Below are 16,205 nucleotides of genomic sequence, written 5' to 3'. Positions count from 1 at the left end.
ACAAAGGACAAATAAATTAAGGAGGATTTTTGGCGTGGAATGGCAAATGCGAGCAATTCGTGGAGCAACAACTGTTTCAGAAAATACAATTGAAGCTATGCGAGAAGCAGTTACAGAACTGCTAGATGAACTAGAACAACGCAATAAAATTCAACCACAAGACATGATTAGCGTGACTTTTTCCGTCACACGCGATTTAGATGCGATTTTCCCCGCCGCGATCGCCCGCACACGCTCTGGTTGGGATAATGTTGCAATGTTAGATGTGCAGCAAATGTACGTTGAAGGTAGTTTACAACGTTGCGTCCGCTTCTTAATTCATGCTTATTTGCCAGTCTCTGCGCCAATTCACCACATTTATTTACGTCACGCTTCTAATTTACGTCCCGACTGGAGTTTACCCCAGACTTTACATACATCACAGCCAGCAATTGAAATCCTGAATTCCTAACTGAAGTAGAGCTACGTAAATATTTATAGTTGGGAAAAGGCAGGAGACAGGAGGGTTTTTCTTAATATAGTTTTGTTTTTTCCCACCGACTTAATTAGAGCAAATTCCCAACTTTTAGTTATCAGTTGGCTTGTGATGATGAAAGCGGATTCCTAAAAAAATGTCGTAAACAAATTCAAAAAAATCTTTTTTTTGTAATAATCCCGAAGTTTGATAACAGCCTTTTGCATCTAACAGTGGCTTCATCACATAATATGCTGGTTGATAATTGTACCAGGGAATTGAAGGCCAAAGATGATGCACTAGGTGATAATTTTGTCCCATAATCAAGAGGTTGAGAATGGGATTGGGATAGACGCGGGCATTTTTCCAGCGATCGCGCTCTACAAACGGCCGATGTGGCAGATAATCAAAAAATAATCCCAATGCTATGCCAACTATAAAGGCGGGAATAAACCAAAAATTGAGAATATAACCTAAAAATCCATACTGAACGGAAATATAGACAATAGTCACAACAATCAAGCGGCTGATAAACCACTCTAACAATTCATATTTTCGCCACAGTTTTCTTTTAAAGAAAAACACCTCATGGTATAAAAACCTCACTGCAATCAACCACAAAGGACCCCCTGTAGAGACATAATGATCCGGGTCATCTTCGGGATGATTGACATTACCATGATGTTGCAAATGTACGCGCGTAAACACAGGAAACGCAAAAGCCAATATTAAAGCACTACCATGACCCAGCATCGCGTTAATAATCCGGTTACGATGTGCAGACTGGTGACAAGCATCGTGAATTACTGTCCCAGAGCCATGCAAAGCTAGGGTATTAATCGAAAAGCATAACCAGTGCGGCCATTCCCACAACCAGTAGCCAAAATTTGATAGCACCAGCATTGTGACAGCAGACAAAAAAATTAACATTGTCGGGCTGAAATTACCAGGAGGCTCTAAGAATTCCTTGGGTGGGATTTTCAATACTTTCTGTTCTGCCTCCAACGCCAGCATTCTTTACTCCTTACCTGCTCAAACATTACGAATATACGATCAATATTAGTAAAAAATAAAGTTTAATGAAGTTTTGTATAGCAATTTTTTATCTAAACATCTGCTTCACAGCAGATGAATAACGCTATGATTCCAAACGAAACCCAAGTATTTGCTGATGATTAGGGTGTGTCCCTCAGTTATTCAAGAGTAGAGAGAAAATATATTCCTGGGGAGAGAGGGCATCAAGTTTAGTGTACGATAACTATTCTGTTCCCTAGTTCCTAGGAATAATCCAAGGGAAATCCAGCGATTTAAATTCACAATCTTTCCCCAAATCTACCTTTTATCTGCCCCACGCTAACTGCTTAAATTGATGTGGCAGTAACTGAACACAGCATCTCCCTTAACTTACTATGACTGCTTAATAAGCTCCCTAAAATCAGCCCCTATGCAATTAAGAGATTCTCTACGTCGGACAAAAATTGTCGCTACAATTGGCCCCGCTACCAGCAGCCCAGAAATGCTCAAAGCGATTATCGAAGCAGGAGCAACCACGCTGCGCCTTAACTTTTCTCATGGTACTCATGCTGATCACCAGCGCAATATTCGCTTAATTAGGCAAACTGCTTTTGAACTTAATCAGCCAGTGGCAATTTTGCAAGACTTGCAAGGGCCAAAAATTCGTTTAGGGCGGTTTGAAGATGGGTCTATAGTTTTAGCAAAAGGCGATCGCTTCATCTTAACTAATCGCCAAGTTGTAGGTACACAAGAAATTAGCTGTGTAACTTACGAATATTTGGCAGAAGAAGTCCCAACCGGCGCGAAAATTCTCCTCGATGATGGACGAGTCGAGATGGTGGTGGAAGAAACCAATCGGGAAAAAGGTGATTTGCATTGCCGTGTAACAGTCGGTGGCAAATTATCTAACAACAAAGGTGTAAACTTTCCTGGGGTTTACCTGTCCATTAAAGCCATGACCGACAAAGACCGCGAGGACTTGATGTTTGGTCTCGACCAAGGCGTAGACTGGGTAGCACTTTCCTTTGTCCGCAACCCCCAAGATGTGATCGAAATCAAAGAATTGATTTCTAGCACAGGCAAGCAAGTACCAGTCATTGCCAAAATTGAAAAGCATGAAGCTATTGAACAAATGGAAGCTGTTCTAGCTTTGTGTGACGGCGTAATGGTTGCTAGAGGAGACTTAGGGGTTGAACTACCAGCCGAAGATGTCCCTGTATTACAAAAACGGTTAATTTCCACAGCCAACCGCTTGGGGATTCCGATTATCACCGCTACCCAAATGTTAGATAGCATGGTGAGCAATCCCCGCCCCACCCGTGCGGAAGTATCAGACGTAGCCAACGCCATTTTAGATGGTACTGATGCAGTCATGCTTTCCAACGAAACTGCCGTTGGTAGCTACCCGGTGGAAGCAGTCGCTACAATGGCGCGGATTGCTGAACGGATAGAACAAGAAGAACGGAACTCAGCCACACGCCAACTCCGAGATAGTAGACGTTCCATTCCCAACGCTATTAGCCAAGCTGTCGGTCAAATTGCTGAAAACCTTGGCGCAGCCGCAATCATGACCTTAACCCAAACTGGGGCGACGGCGCGTAACGTGTCTAAATTCCGTCCCCATACCCCTATTTTGGCGGTGACACCCCATGTCAACGTAGCGCGACAATTACAACTAGTTTGGGGTGTAAAACCACTACTAGTATTGGGACTACCTTCCACTGGTCAAACCTTCCAAGCAGCCATCAACGTCGCTCAAGAACATAAATTACTGTTTGAAGGCGATTTGGTCGTGATGACTGCTGGTACACTGCAAGGCGTTTCTGGTTCCACAGACTTAATTAAAGTTGAAGTAGTTACAGCTATATTAGGTCAAGGAATTGGACTGGGCCAAGGTTCCGTCAGTGGTCGCGCCAGAGTTGCTCAAACAGGAATGGATGTCAGCAACTTTAACCCCGGCGATATCTTAGTCGCGCCCCGCACTGGTGCTGATTTTGTCGATGCCATCCGCAAAGCCTCTGGTATTATCACTGAGGAAGAAAGCTTGACTTGTCACGCCGCCGTGATTGGCTTACGCCTGGGTGTACCTGTGATTGTTGGTGTCAAGAAAGCCACCCAAGTCATTCGTGATGGGGCGATTTTAACCTTGGATGTGCAACGGGGGTTAATTTACTCTGGCGCGGTGGGAACACCGTAAACATCACTTCGACTGCGCTCAGTGACCAAACTTCGACTGCGGAGACGCTAACGCGAACGACTGCGCTCAGTGACCAAACTTCGACTGCGGAGACGCTAACGCGAACGACTGCGCTCAGTGAGCAGGGGGTTGGAGGATTTATACTTAATTGAACAAAATTAGGACTTACGCAAAAAACGAAAAAATAGGGTTTTAGAACAGGGTGCAGGGGTATGAGGGTGTAAGTATTCAAAACCCTTACGCCCCATACCCTTACACCCCCACGCCCAATCCCTACAGACAATTTTGGTGCATAAGTCCTGAAAATCTCTAACAACTCTCTGCGCCTCCGCGCACGCCAATGATGTTTCACGCAGTGGCTCCTCTGCGTGAAACATCATTGGAACAAGTGCTAGGACAAAAAAACAGCCGCCCCCACGAGAGAAGCAGCTGTTTTTAATTTATTTGACTACAGAGTATTAGTAATCGAAGTCGCCGCCGCCCATACCAGCGCCAGCAGCAGGAGCAGCATCTTTGGGTTCTGGTTTGTCAACAACGATACATTCGGTTGTCAACACCATACCCGCGATAGAAGCAGCGTTTTGCAGTGCAGAACGAGTTACTTTAGCGGGGTCAACGATACCAGCTGCCAACATATCAACAAATTCGTTGGTAGCAGCGTTGAAACCAACATTAAATTCTTGTTCTTTAACACGTTCAGCAATGACAGCGCCATTTTGACCTGCGTTTTCAGCAATTCTCTTCAGAGGTGCTGGTAATGCGCGAGAGACAATCAAAGCGCCAGTCAACTCTTCATCTTTGAGATTAGCTTTAGCCCACTCTTCGAGTTGAGGAGCGAGGTGAGCCAGAGTTGTACCACCACCAGGAACGATACCTTCTTCTACCGCAGCTTTGGTAGCGTTGATAGCGTCTTCGAGGCGGAGTTTCTTGTCTTTCATTTCGGTTTCGGTGGCTGCACCAACTTTGACTACAGCTACACCGCCAGCCAATTTAGCCAGACGTTCTTGTAATTTTTCTTTGTCGTAGGAAGATTCGGTTTCTTCCATTTGACGGCGAATTTGTTCGATGCGAGCTTTAACGCCAGCTTCGTTACCTTCAGCAACAATTGTGGTGTTGTCTTTGGTGATGGTGATGCGGCGAGCTTTGCCTAAACCATCAAGCTTGGTGTTTTCTAGCTTCAGACCTGCATCTTCGGTGATGAGTTGACCACCGGTGAGGATAGCGATGTCTTCTAGCATAGCTTTGCGGCGATCGCCAAATCCAGGCGCTTTTACAGCAGCTACGTTCAGCACACCACGCAGGCGGTTAACAACTAAGGTTGCTAAAGCTTCTTTTTCAATATCTTCAGCAATAATTACCAAGGGCTTGCCTTGACGTGCAACTTGCTCAAGAACAGGTACTAAATCTTGTACTAAAGCGATTTTCTTATCGGTCAGCAGTAAGTAAGGATCATCAAATACTGCTTCCATCCGCTCAGGATCAGTTGCGAAGTAAGGAGAGATGTAGCCTTTGTCAAAGCGCATCCCTTCGGTGATTTCCAATTCGGTGGTCATGGATTTTCCTTCTTCCAAGGAAATTACACCTTCTTTACCCACCTTATCCATTGCTTGGGCAATCATCTGACCGACTTCATCGTCGTTACCGGCAGAGATAGAACCAACTTGAGCAATAGCTTTGGAATCTTCTACAGGACGAGCGTGTTCGGCAATTTTTTCTACCAAGAAGGTGGTAGCTTTATCAATACCGCGCTTCAACAGGATGGCGTTAGCGCCAGCTGCTACGTTCCGCAAGCCTTCTTTCACGATCGCATGAGCCAATACGGTTGCGGTTGTGGTACCATCACCCGCAGCGTCGTTGGTTTTAGAAGCAGCTTGACGAATCAAAGAAACGCCAGTGTTTTCAATATGATCTTCTAATTCGATTTCTTTGGCGATGGTCACACCGTCGTTGACGATTTGTGGTGCGCCAAATTTCTTCTCTAGAACTACGTTACGACCTTTGGGGCCGAGGGTCACAGCTACAGCCTCAGCTAAGATGTCAATGCCTCGTTCTAGGGCGCGACGTGCGTTTTCGTTGTAAATAATGCGCTTTGCCATAGTTGTTAATCTTCCTGTGTCAGTTATTTTTTGTCAGTGGTTGTTTGTCATTTGTCATTTGTCCAGGGACTTTTGACTTGTGACTTGTGACTTTTGACTAGGAAACGATGGCTAGAATGTCTTTTTCAGAGAGCAGTACATACTCTTCCGTGCCGAGTTTCACATCTGTGCCAGCATATTTGGAGTACAACACTTTGTCTCCAACTTTGACTTCTAACTCTTGACGGCTACCGTCATCGTTACGTTTGCCAGCTCCAAGAGCAACAACTTCCCCTACTTGGGGTTTTTCTTTGGCGGTGTCGGGTAAGTAAAGACCACCGGCGGTCTTTTCTTCTGATGCGCTTACTTTGACAAAAACGCGATCGCCTAAAGGTTTAACTGTAGATACGCTTAAAGATACAGCTGCCATACAAATTTCTCCAGAGTTAGCACTCTCAACTCCTGAGTGCTAATTTACCGAAGAAAAGCCTGCAATGGCAACATTTTGTGATGTACGGGTTTCCGAACTCTTGGAAGAAAGCAGGGGAGCAAGGGAGCGGAGGGGCGGAGGAGAAAACTTTCTATAAAAATTTCTCTTTGTTTCACTGCACACTACTCCCCATCTCCTCTGCACCCCTGCCCGTCTGCCCTTCTTTTCCCCACACCCTTACACCCCTAAACCCCTCCTTTCCCCACTCCCTAACCCTCAGTAATCGGAAGTTCACTTAAGTATTAGTACCTAATTAGGTTTAATTTTCTGATTTCCATCCGTAAGTTACGAATATTTTTATATGGTCAACTTTATTTGCAAAGCTTGGAAATTGTTATAGAACAGTAAACAGGGAGCTACAAATGAGTAACAATACCAAGATTCAACAACTATCACATCGACCAAACCATTAAATATGTAGACCACAAGAAAACCTTAAGTAATTGTGTAAAAATTTTAGGAATTGCCAAAAATCAGCGACATATTTTTATGTGTGCTGACCACACAGTTGCTAACTCTGGTTAACAGCAAGTTATTTGGTAGTTCTGGGAAGGCTTAAATCAGCTAATCAAGAACTCAAACTTGGTGAAAAGCGATAAAAGTTTACCCCTCTGCATCTTGACAATTCAAGACAATTGCTTGCCACTTTGTTGTTCTAGACAGATAATGGTTTTCTGCTCGGATGGTGGTGTCTGGTATCGCCAAGCAAATTTGCAAGTTACTGAGAGGATCATCCAAACATACTTGATCGGCATAATGGTGGTAGAAGATTTGCATTTTTAACCCATCTTTGCCGGAAATTCCCCTACTTGCTTGTTAACATCTGATAAGGCTTCACATCCGCAGGATATAGTAAAGCAGTACGCTGATGAAAGTGCAGGTTGTTATAAAGCTGGGGTCATCACAAGCCAATACTTACTAGTGAATGGCAGATGATTATTATTCAATCAGTGTTTTTTCACCCGTACCTTTCAAAGCGATATATAATAGCGCATTATAATTACTACTGCTCTACGTATCCTTACCGGACTTTTGCCAATGAGTTAGTGGTCTTAAATAAGGTGAGAACCGCTTTTGAGACTTCGAGGACGCAAAGGCAAGTTAAGTGGGAAAAAAGACAACATCTCGATAAATCCACCATTATTAAGGATAACCATTCAAGACCTTGATGGATCGAAGCGCGACAAGTGCCACTGCTATGAAAGAGCCCAGCATGAAAGATCACAAACGCCTTCTACTAATTGATGACGACCCTAACCTCATCTTGCTGGTAAAGGATTACTTGGAATTTAGAGGATATGAAGTCGTCACTGCTGAAAATGGACGCGAAGCTCTGGAAATTCTAGAGCATGATGTTCCAGATATGATCATCTGTGACGTAATGATGCCGGAAATGGACGGTTACACTTTTGTGGAACAAGTCCGGCAAAACGAACGTACTAGTTGGATTCCTGTTTTATTCCTATCAGCCAAGGGACAAAGTGCAGACCGAGTTAAAGGTTTAAATAAAGGCGCTGACGTATATATGGTCAAGCCTTTTGAGCCAGAAGAACTCGTAGCACAAGTAGAATCTTCGCTGAAACAAACTATCCGTTGGAAGGAACACCAAGCCAAAGGCGGGGAAAACGGTTCTCGTATTCAAGTTCCTTTTGATGTGCAGCTAACTCCAACCGAACTGAAAGTAGTACAGTTTGTAGCCAGGGGTTTAGCGAACCGAGAAATTGCTGAAGAATTAAACGTTAGTCAGCGTACCGTTGAAAGCCATGTGTCCAATATGTTGGGCAAAACCAATCTCCATAACCGCACTGAATTAGCGCGGTGGGCGATTGAAAACCAAATGGCTTAAAAGGCTTTCAGCATTCAGCCGTCAGCTTTTGACTGTTTAACCTGACTGCTGATAGCTGAAAGCTGGTATATCAGCTAGTACTCATGAAAGAGAGACTAGAGACTAAGTACTAGAGGCTGGAGACAAAAGAGCAGTATTTTTACTCAGCATTTAGCACTTAGTACTCAGCACTTTTTCAGTTCAGCACAGCTGCTTTTCAACAGTTAAATAAAAAAGCAGCTAAATCCTGATAAAATGCGCCAATCTCAGCAACAGCGCACCCCATTGAACAATCGGTCATCCCAAGAGTCAGTGACTTCAGGAATTATTACTGGTTAATAGTTATTGAAAGTACAGCACAAATGGTGTGATTGCATCTACCCTCCTTGGGGTAATCTCTTTTTAGATTTTGGATTGGGATCGGCTTTGCATCAGTGCTAAGACATAACGAAAATGCGGAAATGGTGAATCCTGCAAGCAATCCACTGCATCACTTGACCCAAAGATTAAAAGCGATCGCCTGTACGATGTTAGGGCGATCGCTTTTAGTTTTAATATGACTGACGCAATGAGAAAAAATCAAGGGTCTATAGGAGGGTGTGGGGGTTTAGGGGTGTATCCAAGACCCTTACACACTCACACCCAACCTTGGTACATAAGCCTAGATAAGTAGTTAAACATAATTAATTACACAAAGTCATTGCGAATGGAGCGAAGCGAAATGAAGCAATCGCAAGGGCTGGGATTGCTTCGCTTCGCTCGCAATGACTGTAATTAATTTTGCGTGGTTACTTAGATAGCTTAAGCCGCAGGTTCCAACAATTGAATATTCGAGAAAATAAATTCTTGAATATTCAGATGTCCATTGGTTTCGGTGCGAATTTCTCGACGGTTGAGAATAAAGTATTTACCTACTTTTTCATATTCATCGGTAAATTCGCTTCTACCACCCTTCTGTTCGCCAGTATTGGGGTCATGGTAAACAGAGTCATAAGTGTGGGATAAGTAGCCTTCGCCAGTGTCATGACTGCTGAAAGTGTTGATAGTCACGACCACGCCATGAATGTGACGGTGAACTAAGCTAACTTCGTTATTGCGGACTTTATATTTATCGCCAGTACCTTTACCACCAAGGATGATTTCGACTGCATCGCTTAAGTCGGTGTCACCATAGCTAAAAGTATTTTCGCCGTGGGTTTGTTCAAAACTGCGACGGACACGGTGAATGGCAATTTCCCAAGCTTGACCGTGGATAGCTTTTTTAACGGCTTCGTCTTCTACTCCCAAAACTTCTGCTTTGAGTTCAGCATTGATGATGACTTTACCTGTAATAACTTTATCGTCATACTTATAGGTAACATCTGCGGTATAACCGGGGAAATTATTATCCCATGTGTAACGGTTTTCATAAGCAGCCCGGAAAAGTTCCTGAGCAGAGAGTTTGGTAACTGTCATGTGCTTCTCCTAGCGTATCCAGTGATAATAGCGTTTTATTCTTGCTGGTATTAGCATAGATGTAATTGTCGAGCAGAGCATAGTCCCCAATCGGGTACACTTATGGCTAATTCTCTTCATGCTGTATTTGGTGCGATCGCTAGTGTCCGTAATGAGCAAGAATTACATCTGGCTCTCAAGGATAAAATTAGCGACCATTTTGGCGTGCAGCATTGGGGTATTTATCTTTTAGATGAAACAGCACCAACCGAAATTGATATTCCCGCTATTCCCTCAGTATGTTTAGAGGGGAACCCTGTCGGACGCTATGTTGTTGAGCGTCACGCTCCCGCCCATGAGCAATTATTATTGTCTCCAGGCGACTGGAAAAATTTTTGCTCTCGTTCTGACCACGAACACGTCATGACAGGGCCAATTGTTTGCGATGGTCAGTTAGTTGGTACTTTACACTTAGCACGCGATCGCGGCAAGCCTGCCTTTGATGGCAACGATTTAGCTGATTTGAGTGCTGTATGCTTGCATTTGTCTGCTAAACTCGCCACTTTAAGGGCAAAACCCACAATTTCGCCTTTAGTTAGCCGCCTGACACCACGCGAGTTAGAAATCGCGGAATTGGTAGCCCAAGGTTTAACTAACGCCGAAATTGGTGAAAAACTCTGGATTACGCAAAACTCAGTTAAGCAAGCTCTAAAGCGGATGTTTCGCAAGCTAGAAGTATCAGCACGGGCGGAAATGGTAGCGAAATTACAGGATGTTTTGGTTTCCTAGAGTAATAACAAAATTAATACAGCGTTTTTCATTCCAATGAGATACATTCATCTAGTCTCTAATGCCTAGCCTCTAGGGCGTGTTTTCAAACTATTAATTTTGCCTCCTAATACCATTTTGGATTTTAGATTTTAGATTTTGCATTGAGACAGGCTTTACTGGTAAGCTTTTGGGCAATTCATTTGTCGCAATCATTCTTCAATTTGGTATAACTTTTTAGATCCCCCTAAATCCACGCCACTTGCTACAACGGAGGGAACCTCCGCAACGCAGTGGCTCCCCTTAAAAAGGGGGACTTTAAGAGTTTCTTAGCCCCCCTTTTTAGGCTTTCAAGGGCAGGTTTTTAAACCTTCGATAAATAGTTGAGAATATTCTCAATTATGAAACGTAGTTTTAACTGTTCAGACAATAATTTTGGTTTTAAAAGCCCAAAAATTTGTCTAATAAAAAAAGCCTGCCCTTGAAAGCCCTTTTTAGGGGGGTTGGGGGGATCACAGAGTTTGAAAACAGTCCCTATCCCCTATCAACTTGTACTACACTCAACCGAAAAATGCTGTGTGACTCGCCCGCCAATTCTTCAATCTTGTATAGATGATACATTTAGCAAATATTTTGAATTACCTTACGCGCCAGCCGATATTCTTGCAGAATTTGATCTTAAATACGAACGCAAGCGGCTAGACTTACCAAGATATGAAGAGAAACTCAATTGTTTAGAATTTTTGAGTCGTTATTTGCAACGTAATTTAACCTACGTCAACCCAATTAGTGAAACAGCAAGACGAGAAGTATTAATTGCACCCACACTATTAGAAATTTGTGCCGAAACTCATGCTCAATTAAATATTGAATATCCTGTTAATGTAAATGAAAAATTAAAAGGAAGCTTTGATTACTACATCAACGGTGATGTGGGAATGTTAGTTCGCGTAGCGTCTCTTTCACGAGAAAAGTAGGCGCAAAGACGCAAAGATTTCTTAGTACAAGATTATAAGCTAGTCAAAAGAATAACCTGCGAAGAAAATTTCAAATGGTTCGTCTTCATCGTAAATGATTATGTATCTCCCTTCACCTCGTCCAATACTATCCCAAAACTCTTCACAAGCATCTGGCTGTTCTTCTTCTACAAGAATTGATTGCACCATTTGAAGCGTTGGTTTATCAGTACTAAACCATCTGATGAGATCATCAGTAGGCACTGGACAAACAGCGCAGGTTTGAGGATGGTCACTAACCTCCATCATATCTAAAATAGAAGCTGTTCCATCAAATGGTGAATTAGATAAAGCTTCTTTTATAGTACTGGGATTTAATTCACTACGATGGAATCTTCCAGCTTTAAATTCTTGCTGACGCAAATTTTGCAATGTAAAATTAACGTTTTCCTCATAAGGCACAAAATAGTGCCAAGGTTCAGCGCCCATTTTATATTTAACTCCTAATCTAGTATCTATCAAAAATTATTATTGATAGTTATATCCTAGATTTTGGATGAGGCAATATATTTAAGATTAAACTCCTTGTAAAAGTCATTATTTGCGAGCTTTTCTTTGCGCCTTTGCGCCTACCCTGCGGGAAGCCGCTATCGCGTCTATGCGCGAGACAAAAAAATATTTATGTAAGATGTCTATTAATTATGCGATATCGAGTGACAAGCCGCTTTGCATCTACGCACACAACAAACATCAAAACCACAGGTAAAATTAACCGTAACCTGTGGTTTTAAATTTGAACTAGACACGAGCTAAGGTGACAATTTCTAACTGATCTTGATATTTACCCTGTCTTGCTTCGTAACTAATAGCACAGGGTTCACCTTCTAAAAAGAGTAACTGCACTACACCTTCATTGGCATATATACGACAGTCTGCACTAGAAGAATTAGAAAATTCCAGGGTTAAATGACCGCGCCACGCCGCTTCCGCAGGAGTTAGGTTGGCGATTATGCCGCAATTATGCACGAAAACTCCTGCTTCTAAGGCAAAATTACCTGCTTCTGGTACTGTTAAACAATAAACATCGTGAATACCAGGTACTTCTTTTACAGAGGTAACTTTGTGGTTTTTGACAGAATGAGTTTGTGATAAACCTCTAAACGATTGTATAACGTCTGGAAATCTCCTAAATACAGAGCGATCGCAATTAAGTAATCGAGCCGCACCACGAATAGAACCTGTTTGATCTAGCGCCGAACGCACAACATCAGCAGTAATTTCATGACGAGTCTTGGAAGCATCTGCTAGTTGTTTCATCAATTGGGATTGCTGATAACGTCTTGTACCGTCATCTTTTGCCCAAGCTTGTTTACTCAGTTCTCCTGTTAAAGCTCTAGCTGTGGGATTTTTGTAATACTCAATCATCGCATCACGATGTGCTTGCCGAGTATCATCAGAACAATTTCTTCTCCCTTCAATTACTCTTTGGCGGATTTCTTCATATTTGGCATCATGCCAGAAATTGAAAGCTTTTTCTTTTTGCTGTTGAGAAAACATTGCATTCCAATCAGCATTTTGTTTGAGTCTGGTAAAAGCTTCTCTGATAGATTCTCCATGTTCATCAGGGTCAAATTCATCGCCATAGTTTTCCTGATTGTGTAATCGAATGTGTGCCGAGGCATCCATTCTCACAATATTCCAAGGATTATTATTTAAACGATTAAAATCAACATGATGGCGGTGAGTGTTAGGCGTATTCTCGTAAATTCCGTAATATAAATTCCACTCATCACTCAATCGATGAGTCGGATAAAGATGACCGTTAAGCGGTTGATACACCATCTCATAACCACGAGCAACCTGACGGTAAAGAGGCATTAAAGAATCTTGTGGTTTGAGAGTATGAGCCTCAACCATTCGACCATCTCTAGTCATAAAAAGATGATCTGGTGTACAAAATATTGATTCGTTATTGTCTAAAGTTACTTCCAATAAAGAATCTCGCCCAATATATCTGGGATTTTCTAGTAAAGTGACTATTATTCTTCCGTGTTGACCAATACTATAGCCCCAAAATTTTTCTCCATTTTCAGAGCGTTCAGCCATTTCTTCTAGCGTTGGGGATGTGCCATCCACTAGAGCTACACGAGTATCACCTCTAAAGCACCTTGCATACGTGCTTTTACCTATACAAACTACTGTAATATTATCTGGAACCTCTAGTCGTTCTAAAGCAACGCCCAGCCCATAGCTGTGAGCAGGCAAAATAAAATAACTGCCATTGACATCTGTATGCAGTGGTGTTGACTCTAGATTGTGCGGATTAAAGTTTTTGGGGTCAACCACAGTTCCCGGTATGTGGCGAAAAATCCGAAACTCAGCCGGAGAGAGGCGAATATCGTAGCCATAAGAAGAAAGACCGTAGCTGATAACGGGTTGAGCATCTACAGATGTTTCTTTCTGCACTTTTCGGATTAAGCTTGGCTCAAAGGGTGAAATCATCCCTTGTTGAGCCATTTCGGTAATCCATTTATCGTTCTTAATCACAAGTTCACAGGTAATTCCAACCGAACTACTAGAATATCGTGAACGGAGTATTTTGTTTAGGGGCGATCGCTCCGGCGAATTTCGGTGATTTGGTCAGCGACATCTAATAAGGATTTGGGCATTTCTGGGCCTGTGAGAATGATATCGATGTGGGGCGGACGTTTTGCCAGAAACTCTAAAACATCGGCTTCAGGAATCAAGCCAAAGTTGATGGCTAAACTTAACTCATCTAAAACTACCAAGGAATATTTACCTTCGTAGACGACATTTTGAGTATGTTGCCATAATTTTTGTAAAGCTTGGTTTTCGGCTTCGTCTAGTTGTGGTGTATCGATACAGCGAGGCAAATCACAGCGTATCCAGTCGAGATGCTGTCCTAACTGAATTGGTTTGTCCTGTCCTTGACCGATACCGCCTTTAAGAAACTGTACTACTAATACAGATGTGCCTTGACCAGCAATTCTCAAGGCTTGCGCCATAACAGTAGTGAAAAAGTTACGGTGAGAACTGGTGAAAACCTGCACAAGCCCTTCTACTGGATTTGGTAAGGAAATGGTCGAATTGGTGCTGAAAGATTCTAACTGGGCAACCATAAGGAAAATTTAGAAAATTACAAAAAAATAAATATGTTCTGTTGAGAGTGGTTCAAATCTATTTATATGATTAACCTGATTTTGACAAGGGTGTTCTGAGGAAAGGGAAATAGGGAGTAGAGAGTAGGGAATGGGTAAAGCTGGAACGGAAAAGTCATCCAAAATCCAACATTGGGATGAGATAAGTACTCACCCAGCGTTAATCACACACTTTCTTTTCCTGTTCCCTGTTCCTTACCTCCAATAATGAATTTAATTTTGTACTACTACTTATTGACATTTTTGTTTTTTGGATGAAACTAGTCGCAACACGATCGCAAAATTTGGAGCTATGAATGAAATTAGCCGAGTCTCATCAGAACTCTGAATTTGGAAAAAACAGAGTAGAATGTTGTGAATTTTACCAGATGAGGAGTGAAATCAAGTGAAATTAGTGATTCTGGGAGGTTCAGGATCAGGTAAAAGCACTCAAGCGCAAAGGCTGGGCAGACACTTTGATATACCTCAGATTTCTACGGGTGAAATTTTACGGGAAGCGATCGCTAACTATAGCGAACTTGGTCGCCATGCACAACCCTACGTAGCCAGAGGCGAGTTAGTTCCCGATGAAATGATGATTGAATTAATGCGCCTGCGCCTGACCAAGCCTGATGTTGGTTGTGGTTGGATATTAGAAGGTTATCCCCGCACCGCCTTTCAATCGGAAGAATTAGATTTTTTATTAGATGCTTTAGGACAGAAACTAGACTGGGCAATTTATTTACAAGTCCCGCAAGCCGTCATGGTTAGCCGTTCCTTGGGGCGTTCTCTCCCAGATGACCAACCAGAAATCGTCCAGCGTCGTGTAGAACTCTTTTACGATCGCACTATCCCCATCCTAGAATATTACGATCGTCGCCGCCGCCTGTTAACCATCAACGGCGATCAACCACCCGATATGGTCGAACAGAATATTTTGAATTTGCTGTTGAGTGCTGAGTGCTGAGTGTCGTACACTTCGACTTCGCTCAGTGTACGTTTTGAGTCAAAAGATAAAATTTCAGATTGCAAATTTCAGACTTCACACTTCCCACAGTATTCTAATAGGAAAATCTTGAGGCAAATTCAATGGCATGGCAGCGTCCCGATGGCAGACAACCTTACGAACTCCGTCCTGTAAGCTTTCAGTCTGGCTTTACTCGCTTTGCGCCTGGTTCAGTGTTAGCTAGATGCGGCGATACTCAGGTACTTTGTAATGTCAGCGTGACTGAGGGAGTACCGAGATTTTTAACGGGAAGTGGCAAAGGTTGGTTAACGGCTGAGTACCGAATGTTACCCGCCGCCACTCAGCAACGCCAGGAAAGGGAATTGTTGAAATTGTCGGGAAGGACGCAAGAAATTCAACGGTTAATCGGACGCAGCTTAAGAGCCACCCTAGATTTTGAAGCTTTAGGAGAACGTACCATCACTGTAGATGCTGATGTTTTGCAAGCAGATGCAGGAACCAGAACCACAGCCATTACAGGTGGTTTTGTGGCTTTAGCGCAGGCAATTTCGCAATTATTACAGCGCGGGGTGTTAGAGCGATCGCCTTTATCTGGACAAGTAGCAGCCGTTTCTGTAGGCTTATTAGACGGTGAACCATATCTAGATTTAAACTACCCAGAAGACGTGGCCGCTACAGTCGATTTCAACGTTGTTATGGATAATCGCCTGGGAATTATTGAAGTTCAAGGAACAGCAGAAGAAGGTAGTTTTACTCGCACTCAGTTAAATCAGTTGTTAGATTTTACCGAAAAAGGTATTCAACAATTATTAATTGCTCAACGTGAGGCTATTCCTGACTGGGAAAAACTTTATCAAGTCTGAAGTA

Annotated in this window: 16 protein-coding genes; 8 read left to right on the top strand and 8 right to left on the bottom strand. The window is 42.8% G+C overall.

Annotated elements, in window-relative coordinates:
• The first annotated feature begins 34 nt into the window (after positions 1–34).
• The gene (gene aroH / locus H6G28_RS24955) at positions 35–451 is read left to right on the top strand and encodes a chorismate mutase (RefSeq protein ID WP_062287729.1); all 417 of its coding nucleotides are present in this window, start codon (positions 35–37) and stop codon (positions 449–451) included.
• 114 nt (positions 452–565) lie between these two features.
• Here the strand turns inward: aroH and crtR are convergent, their stop codons facing one another.
• Complete coding sequence (gene crtR, locus H6G28_RS24950) at positions 566–1,468, bottom strand: beta-carotene hydroxylase (RefSeq protein WP_190592383.1); 903 nt, start codon at positions 1,466–1,468, stop codon at positions 566–568.
• 430 nt (positions 1,469–1,898) lie between these two features.
• Between crtR and pyk the strand changes: the two genes are divergently transcribed.
• Positions 1,899–3,665, top strand: a complete 1,767-nt coding sequence (pyk, locus tag H6G28_RS24945) for a pyruvate kinase (protein ID WP_190592384.1) — start codon at positions 1,899–1,901, stop codon at positions 3,663–3,665.
• A gap of 458 nt (positions 3,666–4,123) precedes the next feature.
• On the opposite strand, the gene groL is transcribed toward pyk, so the two are convergent.
• The 3 genes from groL to H6G28_RS24930 form a co-directional block, all read right to left on the bottom strand.
• Positions 4,124–5,761, bottom strand: coding sequence for a chaperonin GroEL (groL, locus tag H6G28_RS24940; RefSeq protein ID WP_190592385.1), 1,638 nt, complete (start codon positions 5,759–5,761; stop codon positions 4,124–4,126).
• Positions 5,762–5,858: 97 nt separating this feature from the next.
• Positions 5,859–6,170 (bottom strand): co-chaperone GroES, encoded by a 312-nt coding sequence (gene groES, locus H6G28_RS24935; RefSeq protein WP_190592386.1) that lies wholly within the window; start codon positions 6,168–6,170, stop codon positions 5,859–5,861.
• A 663-nt stretch (positions 6,171–6,833) separates the two neighbouring features.
• Positions 6,834–7,007: a hypothetical protein gene (locus tag H6G28_RS24930; RefSeq protein WP_190592387.1), complete on the bottom strand. Its 174-nt coding sequence runs from the start codon at positions 7,005–7,007 to the stop codon at positions 6,834–6,836.
• Between the two features lie 391 nt (positions 7,008–7,398).
• On the opposite strand from H6G28_RS24930, the gene H6G28_RS24925 reads away from it, so the two are divergent.
• Together H6G28_RS24925 and H6G28_RS37460 are read left to right on the top strand one after the other, a co-directional pair.
• The gene (locus H6G28_RS24925) at positions 7,399–8,076 is read left to right on the top strand and encodes a response regulator transcription factor (protein WP_015113911.1); all 678 of its coding nucleotides are present in this window, start codon (positions 7,399–7,401) and stop codon (positions 8,074–8,076) included.
• A 413-nt stretch (positions 8,077–8,489) separates the two neighbouring features.
• Positions 8,490–8,615: a hypothetical protein gene (locus tag H6G28_RS37460; protein ID WP_277877317.1), complete on the top strand. Its 126-nt coding sequence runs from the start codon at positions 8,490–8,492 to the stop codon at positions 8,613–8,615.
• Positions 8,616–8,856: 241 nt separating this feature from the next.
• Here the strand turns inward: H6G28_RS37460 and H6G28_RS24920 are convergent, their stop codons facing one another.
• Positions 8,857–9,510, bottom strand: a complete 654-nt coding sequence (locus tag H6G28_RS24920; RefSeq protein WP_190592388.1) for a DUF3386 domain-containing protein — start codon at positions 9,508–9,510, stop codon at positions 8,857–8,859.
• Positions 9,511–9,612: 102 nt separating this feature from the next.
• Here H6G28_RS24920 and H6G28_RS24915 point away from each other — a divergent pair, with 102 nt between their 5' ends.
• Positions 9,613–10,278 (top strand): LuxR C-terminal-related transcriptional regulator, encoded by a 666-nt coding sequence (locus tag H6G28_RS24915; protein ID WP_190675090.1) that lies wholly within the window; start codon positions 9,613–9,615, stop codon positions 10,276–10,278.
• Positions 10,279–10,835: 557 nt separating this feature from the next.
• On the top strand, positions 10,836–11,234 hold the full coding sequence (locus H6G28_RS24910) for a hypothetical protein (protein WP_242049303.1): 399 nt from the start codon (positions 10,836–10,838) through the stop codon (positions 11,232–11,234).
• Between the two features lie 39 nt (positions 11,235–11,273).
• Here H6G28_RS24910 and H6G28_RS24905 read toward each other — a convergent pair whose 3' ends face one another.
• The 3 genes from H6G28_RS24905 to H6G28_RS24895 all read right to left on the bottom strand — a co-directional run bounded on the left by H6G28_RS24905 (position 11,274) and on the right by H6G28_RS24895 (position 14,353).
• Positions 11,274–11,702 carry a hypothetical protein gene (locus H6G28_RS24905; protein ID WP_190675088.1) on the bottom strand — a complete coding sequence of 143 codons (429 nt, stop codon included), beginning with the start codon at positions 11,700–11,702 and terminating at the stop codon, positions 11,274–11,276.
• A 309-nt stretch (positions 11,703–12,011) separates the two neighbouring features.
• Complete coding sequence (locus H6G28_RS36975) at positions 12,012–13,760, bottom strand: dCTP deaminase domain-containing protein (RefSeq protein ID WP_190675085.1); 1,749 nt, start codon at positions 13,758–13,760, stop codon at positions 12,012–12,014.
• Between the two features lie 56 nt (positions 13,761–13,816).
• Positions 13,817–14,353, bottom strand: a complete 537-nt coding sequence (locus H6G28_RS24895; RefSeq protein WP_190592393.1) for a P-loop NTPase family protein — start codon at positions 14,351–14,353, stop codon at positions 13,817–13,819.
• 424 nt (positions 14,354–14,777) lie between these two features.
• Here H6G28_RS24895 and H6G28_RS24890 point away from each other — a divergent pair, with 424 nt between their 5' ends.
• On the top strand, positions 14,778–15,338 hold the full coding sequence (locus H6G28_RS24890; RefSeq protein WP_190675082.1) for an adenylate kinase family protein: 561 nt from the start codon (positions 14,778–14,780) through the stop codon (positions 15,336–15,338).
• Positions 15,339–15,460: 122 nt separating this feature from the next.
• The gene (gene rph / locus H6G28_RS24885; protein WP_190675079.1) at positions 15,461–16,201 is read left to right on the top strand and encodes a ribonuclease PH; all 741 of its coding nucleotides are present in this window, start codon (positions 15,461–15,463) and stop codon (positions 16,199–16,201) included.
• Positions 16,202–16,205 lie beyond the last annotated feature (4 nt).

Origin of the sequence: Nostoc sp. FACHB-190, from assembly GCF_014696905.1 — a bacterium.
Taxonomy (GTDB): domain Bacteria; phylum Cyanobacteriota; class Cyanobacteriia; order Cyanobacteriales; family Nostocaceae; genus Nostoc_B.
Note: the sequence above shows the minus strand (reverse complement) of the source record. Positions and strands in the feature narration are given on the sequence as shown.

Excerpts from the sequence above, each read along its gene's own strand:
- H6G28_RS24925 (WP_015113911.1), top strand. The coding sequence starts at position 7,399 with ATGGATCGAAGCGCGACAAGTGCCACTGCTATGAAAGAGCCCAGCATG.
- groES (WP_190592386.1), bottom strand. The coding sequence starts at position 6,170 with ATGGCAGCTGTATCTTTAAGCGTATCTACAGTTAAACCTTTAGGCGAT.
- groL (WP_190592385.1), bottom strand. The coding sequence starts at position 5,761 with ATGGCAAAGCGCATTATTTACAACGAAAACGCACGTCGCGCCCTAGAA.
- H6G28_RS24920 (WP_190592388.1), bottom strand. The coding sequence starts at position 9,510 with ATGACAGTTACCAAACTCTCTGCTCAGGAACTTTTCCGGGCTGCTTAT.
- H6G28_RS24915 (WP_190675090.1), top strand. The coding sequence starts at position 9,613 with ATGGCTAATTCTCTTCATGCTGTATTTGGTGCGATCGCTAGTGTCCGT.
- H6G28_RS24930 (WP_190592387.1), bottom strand. The coding sequence starts at position 7,007 with ATGCAAATCTTCTACCACCATTATGCCGATCAAGTATGTTTGGATGAT.
- H6G28_RS24895 (WP_190592393.1), bottom strand. The coding sequence starts at position 14,353 with ATGGTTGCCCAGTTAGAATCTTTCAGCACCAATTCGACCATTTCCTTA.
- crtR (WP_190592383.1), bottom strand. The coding sequence starts at position 1,468 with ATGCTGGCGTTGGAGGCAGAACAGAAAGTATTGAAAATCCCACCCAAG.
- rph (WP_190675079.1), top strand. The coding sequence starts at position 15,461 with ATGGCATGGCAGCGTCCCGATGGCAGACAACCTTACGAACTCCGTCCT.
- H6G28_RS24905 (WP_190675088.1), bottom strand. The coding sequence starts at position 11,702 with ATGGGCGCTGAACCTTGGCACTATTTTGTGCCTTATGAGGAAAACGTT.
- pyk (WP_190592384.1), top strand. The coding sequence starts at position 1,899 with ATGCAATTAAGAGATTCTCTACGTCGGACAAAAATTGTCGCTACAATT.